The sequence below is a fragment of the Bradyrhizobium sp. CCGB20 genome (genome assembly GCF_024199855.1).
GTDB lineage: Bacteria > Pseudomonadota > Alphaproteobacteria > Rhizobiales > Xanthobacteraceae > Bradyrhizobium.
Window position 1 is genome coordinate 7,441,366 of record NZ_JANADN010000001.1, and the last position, 15,199, is coordinate 7,456,564.

Annotated in this window: 11 protein-coding genes; 6 read left to right on the plus strand and 5 right to left on the minus strand. The window is 65.5% G+C overall.

Annotation, left to right across the window (positions count from 1 at the left end; genetic code table 11):
- Nucleotides 1–100: 100 nt before the first annotated feature.
- Entirely contained in the window at nt 101–1,084 is a 984-nt protein-coding gene (locus NLM15_RS34975) for a glycerophosphodiester phosphodiesterase (RefSeq protein WP_254122466.1), read from the plus strand.
- Nucleotides 1,085–1,145: 61 nt separating this feature from the next.
- On the opposite strand, the gene NLM15_RS34980 is transcribed toward NLM15_RS34975, so the two are convergent.
- On the minus strand, nt 1,146–3,425 hold the full coding sequence (locus NLM15_RS34980) for a fused MFS/spermidine synthase (protein WP_254122467.1): 2,280 nt from the start codon (nt 3,423–3,425) through the stop codon (nt 1,146–1,148).
- Nucleotides 3,426–3,687: 262 nt separating this feature from the next.
- Here NLM15_RS34980 and NLM15_RS34985 point away from each other — a divergent pair, with 262 nt between their 5' ends.
- On the plus strand, nt 3,688–5,298 hold the full coding sequence (locus NLM15_RS34985; protein WP_254122468.1) for an NAD(P)/FAD-dependent oxidoreductase: 1,611 nt from the start codon (nt 3,688–3,690) through the stop codon (nt 5,296–5,298).
- Between the two features lie 275 nt (nt 5,299–5,573).
- Here the strand turns inward: NLM15_RS34985 and NLM15_RS34990 are convergent, their stop codons facing one another.
- Nucleotides 5,574–5,729: a Flp family type IVb pilin gene (locus NLM15_RS34990; protein WP_375166950.1), complete on the minus strand. Its 156-nt coding sequence runs from the start codon at nt 5,727–5,729 to the stop codon at nt 5,574–5,576.
- Nucleotides 5,730–5,893: 164 nt separating this feature from the next.
- Here NLM15_RS34990 and NLM15_RS34995 point away from each other — a divergent pair, with 164 nt between their 5' ends.
- Complete coding sequence (locus NLM15_RS34995; RefSeq protein ID WP_254122470.1) at nt 5,894–6,781, plus strand: 50S ribosomal protein L11 methyltransferase; 888 nt, start codon at nt 5,894–5,896, stop codon at nt 6,779–6,781.
- 114 nt (nt 6,782–6,895) lie between these two features.
- Here NLM15_RS34995 and NLM15_RS35000 read toward each other — a convergent pair whose 3' ends face one another.
- Complete coding sequence (locus NLM15_RS35000) at nt 6,896–7,075, minus strand: hypothetical protein (RefSeq protein ID WP_254122471.1); 180 nt, start codon at nt 7,073–7,075, stop codon at nt 6,896–6,898.
- 188 nt (nt 7,076–7,263) lie between these two features.
- On the opposite strand from NLM15_RS35000, the gene NLM15_RS35005 reads away from it, so the two are divergent.
- Nucleotides 7,264–9,093 (plus strand): aminopeptidase P family protein, encoded by a 1,830-nt coding sequence (locus NLM15_RS35005; RefSeq protein WP_254122472.1) that lies wholly within the window; start codon nt 7,264–7,266, stop codon nt 9,091–9,093.
- A 333-nt stretch (nt 9,094–9,426) separates the two neighbouring features.
- The gene (locus NLM15_RS35010; RefSeq protein ID WP_254122473.1) at nt 9,427–10,701 is read left to right on the plus strand and encodes a multidrug effflux MFS transporter; all 1,275 of its coding nucleotides are present in this window, start codon (nt 9,427–9,429) and stop codon (nt 10,699–10,701) included.
- 162 nt (nt 10,702–10,863) lie between these two features.
- On the opposite strand, the gene ligA is transcribed toward NLM15_RS35010, so the two are convergent.
- Nucleotides 10,864–13,020, minus strand: coding sequence for an NAD-dependent DNA ligase LigA (gene ligA / locus NLM15_RS35015; protein WP_254124584.1), 2,157 nt, complete (start codon nt 13,018–13,020; stop codon nt 10,864–10,866).
- 113 nt (nt 13,021–13,133) lie between these two features.
- Here ligA and NLM15_RS35020 point away from each other — a divergent pair, with 113 nt between their 5' ends.
- Nucleotides 13,134–13,421, plus strand: a complete 288-nt coding sequence (locus NLM15_RS35020; protein WP_254122474.1) for a GIY-YIG nuclease family protein — start codon at nt 13,134–13,136, stop codon at nt 13,419–13,421.
- A gap of 96 nt (nt 13,422–13,517) precedes the next feature.
- Here NLM15_RS35020 and recN read toward each other — a convergent pair whose 3' ends face one another.
- Nucleotides 13,518–15,188 (minus strand): DNA repair protein RecN, encoded by a 1,671-nt coding sequence (gene recN, locus NLM15_RS35025; RefSeq protein ID WP_254122475.1) that lies wholly within the window; start codon nt 15,186–15,188, stop codon nt 13,518–13,520.
- Nucleotides 15,189–15,199: the final 11 nt, after the last annotated feature.

Below are 15,199 nucleotides of genomic sequence, written 5' to 3' on the forward strand. Positions count from 1 at the left end.
CAAAATCTCGGGCCCGGTCGCGGCTTCGTCTTTGTGACGTTGCCGACACGCCGGCAAAGTGCTCGACTACCAAGCACTGCCCCTTGCCCAGCGTGCCGCCATGCCCTCACGTATCTCAACGATCTTGACTGTGATCCTGGTTTCGATGGCGGGAGAGGCTATGGCCTTCGATCTCGAAGCGCATCGCGGCGGCCGCGCGCTGCTGCCGGAAAACACCCTGCCGGCCTTCGCCAATGCGCTGTCGATGGGCGTGGACACGCTGGAGCTCGATGTCGGCGTGACCGCGGACGGCGAGGTCGTGGTGTCGCATGAGCGCGGGCTCAATCCCGATCTCGCGCGGAGGTCCGACGGGGCCTATATCACGCCGCCCGGCACGCCCTTCGTAAAACTGCGCCTCGACGAGGTCAGGTCCTATGACGTCGGCCAGATCCGTCCCGACAGCTCTTATGCGAAACAATTTCCCGATCAGCGGGCCGTTCCGGGGACACGCATTCCCACCCTGAGCGAGCTGTTCGCGCTGGTGCGAAAGTCCGGCAACACTCGCGTGCGTTTCAACATCGAAACCAAGATCGATCCGAACCATCCGGACGAATCCCTCGATCCGCAAGCTTTCGTCACCAAGGTGCTCGGACTGATCGACGCTGAAAAGTTTTCCGACCGCGTCATGATCCAGTCGTTCGACTGGCGGACCCTGCTGCTCGTCCAGCAACAGGCGCCCAACATTCCGACGGTCTACCTGACGCTCCAGCGCGGCTCAGGCCAGACGGTGGCGCTCGACAAAGCCACCAACTGGACGGCCAGCTTCAGCCCCGCCGATCACGGCGGCTCGCTGCCGCGGACGATCAAGGCTGCGGGCGGCGCGGTCTGGTCGCCCTATTTCGGCGATGTGACCGGAGCGCTCATCTCGGAGGCGCACGCACTCGGACTGCGCGTCGTGGTGTGGACGGTCAACAAGCGCGAGGACATGGCGCGCATGATCGAGCTCGGCGTCGACGGCATCATCTCGGACAGGCCGGATTTGCTGAGGGACGTCGCAGGCGAGAAGGGAATTGCATTGCCGGCGGGGACGCAGGTGGCGCCGTAGAAGCAGCCCGCCTCGTGGCCCGGATGGAGCGCAGCTCCATCCGGGCTACGAAGAATCGTTCCTACTCCCCGTCGCGCAGACGCCGGTACAGCGCGCCCAGGATGTTGGAGTAGTCGTCGGTCCAGACCCGCACCCGATCGTCGGCTTCGGTCTGCTCCCATGACTTGGAGGCGGCGAGCCGGCCGATGTCGGCGTCTTCGCGCGCGGAGATGACGACGTCGGTCGAGAAGATGTAGTCGCTGTCGCGCCCGGAATCCTCGTTGAAGACCCAGCTCTTCAAATCATTGGCGTCGGCGATGCCGACCACGACGGTCTCGAGATCAAGGTGCCGGTTGGAGACGTGCATCACCACGGCGCCGTGCGGAGCCAGCTTGTCCTTGTAGATCTTCATCGCCTCTTCGGTGGCGAGATGGATCGGAATCGCATCCGACGAATAGGCGTCGACGATGATGAGGTCATAAGCGCCGTCGGGCTCCTTCGCAAAGGTCAACCGTGCATCGCCGATCACCGGCTTCATGTCGGGCATGCAGCTCGAGATGTAGCGAAAGTTCTTCGGATCGCTTGCGGCGTCGACCATGGACTGGTCGATCTCGAAGAAGGTCCAGTTCTCGCCCGGCTCGGCGGCGCAGGCGAGCGTGCCCGAGCCGACGCCGATCGCGGCGACCTTCAGCGGCGCGCCCTTGCGCTCGCGGATCGCGGTGACGGCCTGACCGATGCCGCCATCCTTGTGGTAGTAGGTGATCGGCTCGGGCCGGCCGGCGACAGGCGTGCCGTCATTGTTGCGGAAGCGCTCGGCGCCGTGGATCGTGGTGCCGTGCATCAGCACGTGGAAATAGCCGCCGGGCGTCACCACGATCTTGTGCACGCCGAAGAAGCTGCGCACCGTCGTGACGCGGCCCTCGTCCGCGGGATAAACGCGGATCAACGCCAGCGCGAGCGCGACGGTCGCAAAGATCTTCCAGCGGCCGGCGTTGAGCGCCAGTGCGAGCAGCGCGGCGAGCACGCCGACGGCGCCGGCGATCCAGACGCGGTGATCCTCAAACCAGGTCGAGAGACCGCCGGTCATATAAGACGGCGCAACGAGCGCCACTGCGAGCACGGCGAGCGCCAGCCAGTACCATCTCACGATGCCCGCCAGCAGCTCGTTCGCAGGCGGCCGGCACAGCGCGGCGAGCGCGATCAGGATCGGATATTCGGCGATCCACGAGAAGGTGAATGGGGCGACGAGGCCGGCGAACAGCCCGCCGACCATGCCGCCGAACGACAGCGCGACATAGAAGCCGGTGAGATATCTGGCGGCCGGCCGTGTCCGCGCCAGTTCGCCGTGGCAGGCCATGGCGATGACGAAGAAGCACAATTGGTGGCCGCCGAGGGTCAGCAGCAGATTCTGTTCGCCGCCGAAGGCCAGCAGGAAAATGACGCCCGCGATCGCGACCGGCTGGAGCATCAGCATCCATTTGTGCGGCAGCAGCGGCCGCGACTGGAACACCACCACCCAGGTGAGCAGATACAGCGACAGCGGCAGCACCCAAAGCAACGGCGCCGCCGCCACGTCGGTCGAGATGTGCGCGGTGACGGCGATGAGCAGGCCTGACGGCACCGCGGCGAGGAAGATCCAGCGCAGCCGCGTCACCATGCCAGGCGCAGGTGCATTGACGTCCTCGGTCTGCACGTCCGCCACGGCAAGCTTCGGCGAGCGCAGCAGCAGCACGCCACAGGCGGCAATGAGGAGGATCAGGAGGCCATAGCCGGCGGTCCAGAACCGGTTCTGCGTGTGCAGCGTGAACATCGGCTCGAGCAGGAAGGGATAGGACAACAGCGCGAGGAAGCTGCCGATGTTGGAGGAGGCATAGAGGAAATAGGGATCGTGCCCGGCGGGATGGCCGGTGCGGACGAACCAGGCCTGCAGCAGCGGATTGTTGGCGGCGAGCGCGAAGAACGGCAGGCCGATCGAGACCACGAACAGGCCGAGCAGCCAGAAGGCATAGCCGGAGGCCGGCGGCTCGCCATAGGCGGTGGCGATGCCGAGCGGCAGCGTGGCGAAGGCTGCGATCAGCAAAACCAGATGCACTGCGACCGGAACGATCCGGTTCCTGGCCTGCATCAGGAGATGCGCATAGGCATAGCCCGCCAGCAGCAGCGACTGGAAGAACACCATCGCCACCGACCACACCGCCGGCGAGCCGCCGAGCCGCGGCAGCACCATCTTCGTGAATAGCGGCTGCACCGAGAACAACAGCAGCGCGCTGACGAAGATCGCGGCGGTGTAGACCGTCAGCAGCAACCGGTTGCGCGACGAGGACGGCTGCTCCGTGGCGGCGGGTTGCACGATCGAATCCATGGAAGCTCCAGCAAAAGCGTTTTCCGGCGAGGTGGGCACCGGTTCGCGCGAGAAAACGCGTCGGATAAGTCCTCCGGCGGGCGCCGGACGCGCGCAATGGAGCACAAGGCGCCTGAACGGGCAATAAAGGGACACGTGATGTTGCAGCGACGATTGCTTGATATAGAGATGTCATTCCGGGGCGCCTCGAAGAGGCGAACCCGGAACCTCGAGATTCCGGGTTCGATGCTGCGCATCGCCCCGGAATGACGCCAGGGACATCATGAGCGAAACCGACGTCGTCATCATCGGCGCTGGCCATAACGGCCTCACCTGCGCGGCCTATCTCGCGATGGCGGGCCTGCGCGTGCGCGTGGTCGAGCGCCGCAAGGTGGTCGGCGGCGCCGCGGTCACGGAGGAGTTTCATCCCGGCTTCCGCAATTCGGTCGCGGCCTACACCGTGAGCCTGCTCAATCCACAGGTGATCCGCGACCTCGCCCTCGCCGAGCAGGGCCTGCGGGTCGTCGAGCGGCGCGCGCAGAATTTCCTGCCTGCGCCCGACGGCAGCTATCTCCTCACCGGCGAGGGGCGGACCAAGGATTCCGTCGCGCGGCTGAGCACACATGACGCAGGCGCGCTCGACGGGTTCTCGCGCGAGCTGGAAGATATCGCCGACGTGCTCAGGCAGTTCGTGCTGCGTGCGCCACCGAACCTGCTCGACGGCTTTGGCACGAACGCGATCCGGGAGGCGGTGAACGCGTTCCAGAGCGCCAACATCCTGCGCGGCCTCACGCTGGAGCAGAGCCGCAGCCTGCTCGATCTCTTCACCCGCTCGGCCGGCGAGATGCTGGACGAACGCTTCGAGCACGACCTGGTCAAGGCGCTGTTCGGCTTCGACGCCATCGTCGGCAATTATGCCAGCCCCTACGCGGCGGGCTCAGCCTATGTGATGTTGCATCACGCCTTCGGCGAGGTGAACGGCAAGAAGGGCGTCTGGGGCCATGCCATCGGCGGCATGGGCGCGATCACGCAGGCGATGGCGCGCGCAGCACGGGGCCGCGGCGTTGTGATCGACACCGATGCGGGCGTGCGCGAGATCATCGTCGAGCGCGACCGCGCGGTCGGCGTCGTGCTGGAGAACGGCACGGCCATCCGCGCAAAATATGTCGCGGCCAACGTCAATCCAAAGCTGCTCTATACGCGGCTGATCGCGGCCGACGCCCTGCCGAAGGACTTCCTGGCCCGCATCCGCCACTGGAAGAACGGCTCCGGCACCTTCCGCATGAACGTCGCGCTGGACCGCCTGCCCTCCTTCACGGCGTTGCCTGATGACGGCGATCATCTCACTTCCGGCATCATCCTCGCCCCGAGCCTCGGCTACATGGATCGCGCCTATCTCGATGCGCGGGCGCAAGGCTGGAGCCGAGAGCCCGTCGTCGAAATGCTGATCCCCTCGACGCTCGACGACACGCTGGCGCCCGAGGGAAAACACGTCGCGAGCCTGTTCTGCCAGCATGTCGCGCCGGAGCTGCCCGATGGCAAATCCTGGGACGACCATCGCGACGAGGTCGCCGATCTCATGATCGCGACGGTGGACAAATACGCACCGGGTTTTGCGGCCAGCGTGCTCGGCCGCCAGATCCTGTCGCCGCTCGATCTCGAGCGGCAGTTCGGCCTTTTGGGAGGCGACATCTTCCACGGCGCGCTGACACTGAACCAGCTGTTCTCGGCGCGGCCGATGCTGGGCCACGCCGATTACCGCGGGCCCCTGGGCGGCCTCTATCATTGCGGCTCCGGCGCCCACCCCGGCGGCGGCGTCACCGGCGCCCCCGGCCACAACGCGGCGCAAGCGATCCTGAGGGATCACCGATCGCTGTTCGGAAGCCGTGGATAGGTCTGTGGATGGGCTGTGGACAGGCTGTTGGCAGGGCTGTGCGAAAGCGGTGGGTAGCCGGTGCGCGGCGGCCCCGGGGAGCCGCGTGCGAGGCGGTGGAAAAGCTGGGGATGAGTGGCGGGATAAGGCCGTGGACAACGAGCGGGAAACGAGCGGACGGCCCTGTGGATCCCCAAAACGACCTCGCCCGCCGGGGGCAATTCCCCGTGCGGGCGATCGTCAGGAAACAGCCTCTAAAGAAAAATCAGCCCCCGCCGGGAAATGGGAAGCGGAAATTACTTCAAGGAGGTGCTAATCGAACCGAACTTGTCGTTCAGGCTGGTGCCCAGGCTGTTCACCACCGTGATGATCGCCAGTGCGATACCCGCTGCGATCAGGCCGTACTCGATCGCGGTTGCACCGGACTCGTCCGACCAGAACTTCTGGATCATGCGCTTCAAGACTTGCCTCCGTTTCAATTACAGAATGAGTGGACTGGTTCCAACATCCGAAAATCTACGGGGCTCAACCTTCGGTCGGGTTAATCTGGGAACCGCAAGTTATACGGAAAATTGGGAACAAAAGTTCCAAAAATTGGACTCAGCGGAACCCTAGGATGCAGCTTTCCCCCACCCATCGCGCCTGCTTTTCGATCGGCACCGAGGCCGCGGCCAAGCAGGTCGTCGATGTGCTCACAGAGGTCTTTTTGGAGGGCGATGCGGCCGTCGCCGCCTTCGAGCGGCCGGACGGACAATGGGACGTTACTCTCCATTTTGCCGAGGCGCCTGACCAGGCATTGCTGCGCGAAGTCGTTGCGACGTCAGCAGGAAACGACATCGCGGGGACCCTGACCTTCGACACCATCGAGGCCAAGGACTGGGTCAAGGCGAGCCTGGAAGATCTCGTCCCGGTACCGGCCGGGCGCTTCGTCGTGCACGGCAGTCACGACCGCGACCGGGTCGCGCCGAACAAGCTTGCGATCGAGATCGAGGCGGCGCTCGCCTTCGGCACCGGCCACCACGGCACCACCCGCGGCTGTTTACTGTTGCTTGACCACGTCCTGAAGAGTTCCCTGCCGAGGAGCCTGCTCGACCTCGGCACCGGCACCGGCGTGCTGGGGATCGCGGCGGCGAAAGCGCTGCATCGCGCGGTGCTCGCCTCCGACATCGACGCGCCATCGGTGCGGGTGGCGGCCGAAAACGCGACGCTGAACGAAGTCGGCAACCAGGTGCGGGTGATCCGCGCCACCGGCTTCGCCGCACCGGATTTTGCCAGATGCGGCCCGTTCGACCTGGTCCTGGCCAACATCCTTGCCAACCCGTTAAGGCAATTGGCCGGCCCGATGGCGCGGCACCTCGCGCCCGGCGCCCGCGTCATCCTCTCGGGCCTCTTGACCCACCAGGCCCCCGCCGTGATCGCCGCCTACCGCGCACGCGGCCTCGTGCCGCTGCGGCACCTGCGGATCGAAGGGTGGAGCAGCTTGTTGCTGCGGAAGATGGGGTGAGCGAGGTGCCGTAGGGCAAAGCGGAGCGTGCCCACGCACTTTTTGCGACCGAGAGAGATGGTGGGCACGACGCTTCGCGCCTTTGCCCACCCTACGGCATTATCGTCGCCGTCCCTACTCCGCCGGCTTCTTGTCCCGGCGCAGCGCGCGCTCGCCCCGCAAGGCGCGCCGGGCACGGCGTTCGGCGAAACGATCGATCATCTGGGTGATGAGGCCGCGCGGCTTCTTCGGGGGCGTTGCGGCCGGGTCGCGCGCGGCCGGCGGCGAAATCTTCTCAAACGTGAACGCTGGCATCGTGTGTCCCCTCGCCGTTGAGATGAACCACCTGCTCGAATTTCCCTGTTATCCGGACGAAGCGCAACTGCTGCATCCTGCACTCCACTCAATTCGAATGGAACATTTTCAAGCACACTCCATGCCAGATGCGATGCAAATGCGTCTACATTGCGGACCGCCCCCCATGATCCTAGACTGAGCCCATCATGTTCGAAGCGCATTTCCAGACATTTGAGGAGCCCGAGGCCGGCGTCGCATTGACCGCGCGCCTTGCCACGCTCCGTGAAGAACTCGCCCGCCGCAAGCTGACCGGCTTCGTCATTCCGCGCGCCGACCAGCAGCAGAATGAATATGTCCCCCCGTCGGAAGAGCGGCTGGCCTGGCTGACCGGCTTTACCGGTTCAGCGGGATTGGCTGTGGTGCTGACCCATGCAGCCGCGGTGTTCGTCGATGGCCGCTACACGATCCAGGCGGCCAAGCAGGTCGACGCAAAGGCCTGGGCCGTGGAATCGCTGATCGATCCGCCCCCGGAAAGCTGGGTGTCGGCGCACTTGAAAGCCGGCGACCGCCTCGGATTTGATCCGTGGCTGCACACTTCTTCGGCAGCCGAACGCCTCGCCGCCGCCTGCACCAAGGCCGGCGCCGAGCTGGTCGCCGTCGACTCCAATCCGGTCGACGCGATCTGGCAGGACCGGCCGCAGCCGCCGCTGGCCGCCGTGGCGGTGCATAGCCTGCAAAATGCCGGGGTCGCCGAGGCCGAGAAGATCACGCAAATCAAAAGCGAGATCGACAAGCTCGGCGTCGACGCGCTGGTGCTGTCCGACAGCCACGCCGTGGCCTGGACCTTCAACATCCGCGGCGCCGACGTCGCCCATACGCCGCTGCCGTTGTCCTACGCGCTGGTGCCGAAAGACGGCCGGCCGACCGTGTTCATCGACCACCGCAAGCTCTCCAACCTCTCGCGCGACCATCTCGAGCAGTCCGCCGACGTGCGCGAGCCCGATGCGATGGCGCCGACGCTGATGGCGCTCGCCAAGAGCGGCGCGGCGATCGCACTCGACAATGCCACCGCGGCCGACGCACTCAGCCGGCTGATCGTGAGCGCCGGTGGCAAGCCGGTGCGCGGCAGCGATCCGATCGCGCTGCTGAAGGCGGTCAAGAATGCGACCGAGATCAAGGGCACGAAGACGGCCCATGTGCGCGATGCCGTGGCGCTGGCGCGCTTCCTCGCCTTCATCGACCGCGAGGCACCCAGCGGCAAGCTCACCGAGATCGACGCGGTGGAGGCGCTCGAGACCTTCCGCCGCGACACCGGCGCGCTGAAGGACGTGTCGTTCCCGACCATATCAGGCACCGGCCCGAACGGCGCCATCGTGCACTATCGCGTCACCCGCAAGAGCAACCGGCGCATCGCGCCCGGCGATCTCTTGCTGATCGATTCCGGTGCGCAATACGAAGACGGCACCACCGACGTCACCCGCACCATGGCCGTGGGCGAGCCGACGGCCGAGATGCGCGACCGCTTCACCCGCGTCTTGCGCGGCCACATCGCGATTGCGCGTGCGGTGTTTCCCGACGGCACCACCGGCGCGCAGCTCGACACGCTGGCACGGCAATATCTCTGGGCCGCCGGCGTCGATTTCGAGCACGGCACCGGCCACGGCGTCGGCAGCTATCTCAGTGTGCACGAAGGACCGGCGCGGATCTCGAAGCTCGGCACCACGCCGCTGAAGCGCGGCATGATCCTCTCCAACGAGCCGGGCTACTACAAGACCGACGGTTTCGGCATCCGCATCGAGAACCTCGAGCTGGTGGTCGCCGCCGACATCAAGGGCGCGGAGAAGCCGATGAACGCGTTCGAGACGCTGACGCTCGCACCGATCGACCGCCGGCTGATCGATGTCGCGATGCTGGGCAAGGACGAGCTCCACTGGCTCAATGCCTACCACGCGCGCGTGCGGGCCGAGGTGCGGCCGGCGCTGGACGAGGCGACGAAGGCGTGGCTCGATCAGGCGACGGCGGAGCTGAAGGCGTAAGGTCGAAGCGCATAGCACTACGCGATTTGCGCAAGGCTCTTTCCTCACGACGGATGTCATTCCCCGCGAAAGCGGGGAATCCAGTACGCCGCAGCCTCTCGATTCAATCAATACGGCCTCTGGAATACTGGATCGCCCGCTTTCGCGGGCGATGACAGCTGAGTTTGAGGTACGCCGCACAACATGTCGGCACGTGCGCCCCGTAAATGTCCGCCCCTCCGCACGCCCTCATCATAACCATCCCGGAATCCGTATAGCCGCATTCCGAAACGCCAATATCCGTCTTGTGCGAGCACGCTACAGTCCGATTCGAATTTCAGAGACGGACACGTAATGCACGGCATGATCAGCAAGCCGCCAGGAGCGGCGGCCAACATCGCGACCTCGCGCGTGGTGCTGCTGTTGCTGGTCGTCATGACCGGGATCGCGCCGATCTCGCTCTATATGCTGGTTCCGGCGCTGCCGGTGCTGGCGACGAATTTCGGCAGCGACATCTCGGTCGCGCAGATGACGGTGTCGCTCTACATGGTCGGCATCGCGCTGTCGCAGCTGATCATGGGTCCGCTGTCGGACAGGTTCGGGCGGCGCCCGGTGCTGCTCGGCGGGCTGACGCTGATGGTGGCGGCCAGCATCGCTTGCATCTTCGCGCAAACCTTGCCGCAACTGATCGCGGCGCGTTTCTTCCAGGCACTGGGCGGCGCCGCCGGCATGGTGGTCAGCCGCGCCATCATCCGCGATATCTACGAGCGCGATCGCGTCGCCTCGATGATCAGCCTGGTGGTCGCGGCGCTGATGATCGGGCAGATGGTCTCGCCCCTCACCGGCGGCCTGATCGAGACCGCGTTCGGCTGGCGCGCGATCTTCTACGCCATCACGATCGGCGCGATCCTCGTCGCCGCCGGCATCGCGGTTGCCCTGCCGGAGACACGCCGCACCCGTGCTGCCGGCAGCGGCTTTCGCGGCGACGTCGGCATTCTGATTCGCAACCGCGCCTTCGTCGGTTACGTGATGTGCCAGGTGCTGGCTTCGCAGATCATCTTCACCTTCGCCGGCGGCGGCCCCTACATCGTGGTGACGCAGATGGGCCGCACCAGCGCCGAATACGGCGCTTGGTTTGCGACGACCGGTTTTGCGTATCTCGTCGGCAACCTGCTCTGCGTGCGCTTTGCGCCCAGGCACTCGCTGGAGAAGCTGATCTGGTTCGGGCTCGGTTTGCAGCTCTGCGGCAGCGTGCTGAACCTGACGTGGAGCTTCATCGGCTGGAACGAAGCGCCCGCCTGGCTGTTCGGCACGCAGATGATCGTGATGGCCGGCAATGCCTTCGTGATGGCGAACTCCGCGGCCGGCGCGATCAGCATCCGTCCCGAGGCAGCAGGCACCGCGTCGGGCGCGATGGGTTTCCTGCAGCAGGGCATCGGCGCGCTGATGTCGCAATTCGGCGCCTATCTCGGCGGCCACTCCGCCACGACGCTGCCGCTCACCTCAGCCGTCCTCGCGATCTCGCTGCTCTGCGCCTGCATGATGATCTTCGTCGTCCCCCGCCGCGAGGTCATGGTGAGCGAGACGCTGATCGAGCAGGCGGAAGAGGAAGAGAGCGGGATGATGTGAGACTTTCTTCCTTCTCCCCTTGTGGGAGAAGGTGGCGCGCATAGCGCGCCGGATGAGGGGTCTGTCTCCGCACGCTCCCTGTCAAAATTCGACTCGGGGATAGAACCCCTCATCCGGCGCTTCGCGCCACCTTCTCCCACAAGGGGAGAAGGGAAGAAGAGCTCACTCCCCGATCAGCGTCAGCCACTCATCCTCGGTCAGCACCTTGACGCCGTGCTTGTTGGCTTCCGCGAGCTTTGAGCCCGCGCCGGGGCCGGCGACGACAAGGTCGGTCTTCTTCGACACTGAACCTGACACCTTCGCCCCCAGACGCTCTGCGGTGGCCTTGGCCTCGTCGCGCGTCATCTTCTCCAGCGAACCCGTGAACACCACCGTCTTGCCGGCGACGGCGGAGTTGCTCTTCGGCTTCTCGGCGTCGACGATCTGATCGAGCTCTTTGACGAGCCGCTCGACGATGCCGCGATTGTGGCTTTCGCCGAAATAGTCGGCGATGCTCTTGATCACGGTGTCGCCGATCTGGTCGAGCGCGTCCATCTCGACCATCGCCTCCTCGTCTCCCTTGGCGACCTTGAGGCAGGCATCGTGGAAGGCGTCCCAGGAGCCGTAGCCGCGAGCCAGCGCCAGCGCCGTGGTCTCGCCGACATGGCGCATGCCGAGCGCATAGACGAAGCGCTCCAGCGCGATCTTGCGCCGGCTCTCGATGGCGCCGAACAGATTGCGCACCGAAGTGGCGCCGTAGCCCTCGATCTCTTCGAGCTTCAGCTTCGCATTGCGCTTCTCCAGCGTGAAGATGTCGGCAGGTTCCTTGACCCATCCTTCATCGAAGAAATACTGGAGCTGCTTCTCGCCGAGACCGTCGATGTCGAAGGCGCGACGCGACACGAACAGCTTGAGGTGCTCGATCTTCTGATAGGGGCAGGCGAACTCGCCGGTGCAGCGGGCGCGCGATTCTTCCTCACCGGCGGCCGTCTCCCCGCGCGTGACGTCGGTGTGCAGCGGGCACGGGCACTTCTTCGGGAAGTGAAATTCCTTGGCCGTCTTCGGCCGCTTGTCGAGGACGACATCGACAATCTGTGGAATGACGTCGCCGGCACGCTGGATCACGACGGTGTCGCCGATCCTGATATCGCGGCCCTCGCGCAGCACCTCGCCCTTGTTGCCGATGCCCTTGATGTAGTCCTCGTTGTGCAGCGTGACGTTCTGCACGATCACGCCGCCGACGCCGACCGGCTCGAGCTTGCCGACCGGCGTGAACGAGCCGGTGCGGCCGACCTGGATCTCGATGTCACGCAGCACCGTCATGGCGCGCTCCGCCGGGAATTTGTGCGCGATGCCCCAGCGCGGCGTGCGCGAGACGAAGCCGAGTCGCTCCTGCCAGTCGATGCGGTCGACCTTGTAGACGACGCCGTCGATGTCGTAGTCGAGCCGTGCGCGCTGCTCCTCGATCGATTGATGAAAAGCCAGCAGCTGCTCGACGGAGTGACACAGCCTGGTCAGCGGATTGGTCTTGAAACCGCAGCGCTCGAACCAGCCGATCATGCCGCTCTGCGTGCCCTCGGGCATCGCGCTCATCTCGCCCCAGGCATAGGCGAAGAAGCCGAGAGGCCGCGAGGCCGTAATGGTCGGGTCCTTCTGCCGCAGCGATCCTGCGGCAGAATTGCGCGGGTTGGCGAAGATGGTGTCGCCGGCAGCCTTCTGGCGCTCGTTGAGCGCGAGGAACGCCTTCTTGGTCATGTAGACCTCGCCGCGCACCTCGCAGATGTCGGGGATGTTGCGGCCCTTCAACTTCTGCGGCACGTCTTCGAGCGTGCGGATGTTGGCGGTGACATCCTCGCCGACCGCACCGTCCCCGCGCGTCGCCGCGGTGATGAGCTCGCCGCCCTCATAACGCAACGACATCGAGAGGCCGTCGATCTTCGGCTCGGCGGAGAAGTTGATCTGGTCGTCATCGAGCTTCAGGAAGCGCACGATGCGGCCGACGAAGTCGCGGACGTCCTCCTCCGCAAAGGCGTTGTCGAGCGACAGCATCGGGACCGAGTGCGACACCTTCTTGAAGCGGCCCGACGGCGCTGCGCCGACCTTTTGCGAGGGCGAGTCCGCACTGACGAATTCCGGAAAGCGCTTTTCGATGGCGTTGAAGCGCTGGCGCAGCGCGTCATATTCGGCGTCGGTGACGGTGGGCGCGTCATCCTGATAGTAGCGCTCGTTGTGCCCCTCGATCTCGAGCGACAGCCGCATGTGCTCGACCTTGGCCTGCGCCTTGGTGAGGTCGGCGACGTCACGAAGCGGTTTTGCTTTTGATTTTGTTGCTCTGGCCATCATGCTTAATGTTCTAGCTCGTCGTTCCGGGATGGTCCGAAGGACCAGACCCGGAACCTCGAGATTCCGGGTTCGCACTTCGTGCGCCCCGGAATGACGGTGGGGAGGGACTTGTGGCGTATTACGTCTACATTCTAGCAAGCCGGCGGGACGGGGCAATCTACGTCGGCATCACCAACGATCTCGTGCGGCGTGTCTATGAGCACCGACTCAAGGCCGTGCCAAGCTTCACGACAAGATACAACATCACGCAGCTTGTTTGGTTCGAGGTCTACGACGATCCCATCTCGGCGATCTCGCGCGAGAAAGAACTCAAGAAGTGGAAACGGACCTGGAAGACCCAGCTGATCGAGAAAGACAATCCCAATTGGGATGATCTCTACGAGTCGATCTGCAATTGAAAGAGTCATTCCGGGATGGTCCGAAGGACCAGACCCGGAATCTCGAGATTCCGGGTTCGCACTTCGTGCGCCCCGGAATGACGATGGAAATCAAGCCTAGCTTGCCGCCTTGAGCAGCCGCTCCGCGGCCGCGCGCGCCTCGGCCGTGATCTCGGCGCCGGCGAGCATGCGGGCGATTTCCTCGCGGCGGTGGTCGGCGGCGAGCGCGTTGACGCGGGTCGCGACGCGCTTGCCCTTGTCCAGCGCATCCTTGGAGATCAGCAGATGCTGGTCGGCGCGGGCGGCGACCTGCGGGGCGTGGGTCACGGCCATCACCTGCACCTTGCCGGCAAGCCGCGCCAACCGCCCGCCGATGGCGTCCGCGACCGCACCGCCGACGCCGGTGTCGATCTCGTCGAACACCAGTGTCGGCGCCGAGCCGCGGTCGGACAGCACGACCTTGAGCGCCAGCAGGAAGCGCGAGAGCTCGCCGCCGGAGGCGACCTTCATCATCGGCCCCGGCTTCGTGCCCGGATTGGTCTGCACCCAGAACTCGACGCGGTCGAACCCTTGCGGGCCTGGGGCCGCCTCGTCGGTCGTCACCTGGGTGATGAATTTCGCGCGTTCGAGCTTGAGCGGTGCGAGCTCGGCATTGACAGACTTGTTGAGCTTTTCCGCCGATTTCTGCCGCGCAAGTGACAACTTCTTGGCGGCAGCGGCGTAGCGGCCATCGGCCTCGATCGCAGCCTGCTCCAGCTTCTTCAACTGCGAGGCGCCGGCGTCGATCAGCACGACGTCGGCCGCGTACTGGGCAGCGAGCGCCGCGAGCAGGTCCACCGGGGTCGAATATTTGCGCGAGGCTGCACGCAGGGCGAACAGCCGCTCCTCGATGCGTTCGAGCTCGGCCGGGTCGAAATCGGTCGCGGCAAGCGCGGCCAGCAGATGCTGGTCGGCTTCCTCCAGCGCGTTGATCGCGATGTCGATCGCCTTCACGGCAGGCTCGACCAACGCCGGCGAATTGACACCGCGGCGCTCCAGCCGGCGCACGGCAGCCGAGAGCGTTGCGACCGGCGAATGATGGCCGCCGACCGCTTCCTGCGCCTCGCGCAGATCGGAGGCGATTTTCTCGCCCTGCATCATGGTGGTGCGGCGATGGGCCAGCGAGGTCTCCTCGCCATCCTTGGGCGCCAGCTGCTTCAGCTCGTCCGAGGCGTGGCGCAGATAATCGGCCTCGCGCGCGGCGCGCTCCATGCCGGCGCGATGCTCCTCCAGCGCCGTGTTGGCGGTGCGACGGGCGTCCCAGAGCGACTCAACGGCCGCGACGTCCTTTTCCAGCCCGGCAAAGGCGTCGAGCAGGCGGCGGTGGGTGGCGGCATCGACCAGCGCGCGCTCGTCATGCTGGCCGTGGATCTCGACCAGGGCGGCGCCGACCGCCTTCAGCGTCTGCACGCTGATCGACTGGTCGTTGATGAAGGCGCGGGTGCGGCCGTCGGCGAGTTGCACCCGGCGGAGAATCATCTCGCCGGTATCGTCCAGCCCGTTCTCGGCGAGGATTTTCGCCGCAGGGTGATTCTTGGGGATATCGAAGACGGCGGTGACCTGCCCCTGCTCCGCGCCATGGCGCACGAGGCCGGCGTCGCCGCGGCCGCCGAGCGCCAGTGCAAAGGCATCGAGCAGGATGGATTTGCCCGCACCGGTCTCGCCGGTCAAAACCGCAAGGCCGGTGGCGAATTCGATATCGAGCCGTTCGATCAGGACGATGTCACGGATCGACAGACGCGCCAGCATGGAACCAGATT

Bases quoted from the DNA above. Each gene is read 5' to 3' on its own strand.
- NLM15_RS34975 (WP_254122466.1), top strand. From the start codon at position 101: ATGCCCTCACGTATCTCAACGATCTTGACTGTGATCCTGGTTTCGATG.
- NLM15_RS34980 (WP_254122467.1), bottom strand. From the start codon at position 3,425: ATGGATTCGATCGTGCAACCCGCCGCCACGGAGCAGCCGTCCTCGTCG.
- NLM15_RS34985 (WP_254122468.1), top strand. From the start codon at position 3,688: ATGAGCGAAACCGACGTCGTCATCATCGGCGCTGGCCATAACGGCCTC.
- NLM15_RS34990 (WP_375166950.1), bottom strand. From the start codon at position 5,729: ATGATCCAGAAGTTCTGGTCGGACGAGTCCGGTGCAACCGCGATCGAG.
- NLM15_RS34995 (WP_254122470.1), top strand. From the start codon at position 5,894: ATGCAGCTTTCCCCCACCCATCGCGCCTGCTTTTCGATCGGCACCGAG.
- NLM15_RS35000 (WP_254122471.1), bottom strand. From the start codon at position 7,075: ATGCCAGCGTTCACGTTTGAGAAGATTTCGCCGCCGGCCGCGCGCGAC.
- NLM15_RS35005 (WP_254122472.1), top strand. From the start codon at position 7,264: ATGTTCGAAGCGCATTTCCAGACATTTGAGGAGCCCGAGGCCGGCGTC.
- NLM15_RS35010 (WP_254122473.1), top strand. From the start codon at position 9,427: ATGCACGGCATGATCAGCAAGCCGCCAGGAGCGGCGGCCAACATCGCG.
- ligA (WP_254124584.1), bottom strand. From the start codon at position 13,020: ATGGCCAGAGCAACAAAATCAAAAGCAAAACCGCTTCGTGACGTCGCC.
- recN (WP_254122475.1), bottom strand. From the start codon at position 15,188: ATGCTGGCGCGTCTGTCGATCCGTGACATCGTCCTGATCGAACGGCTC.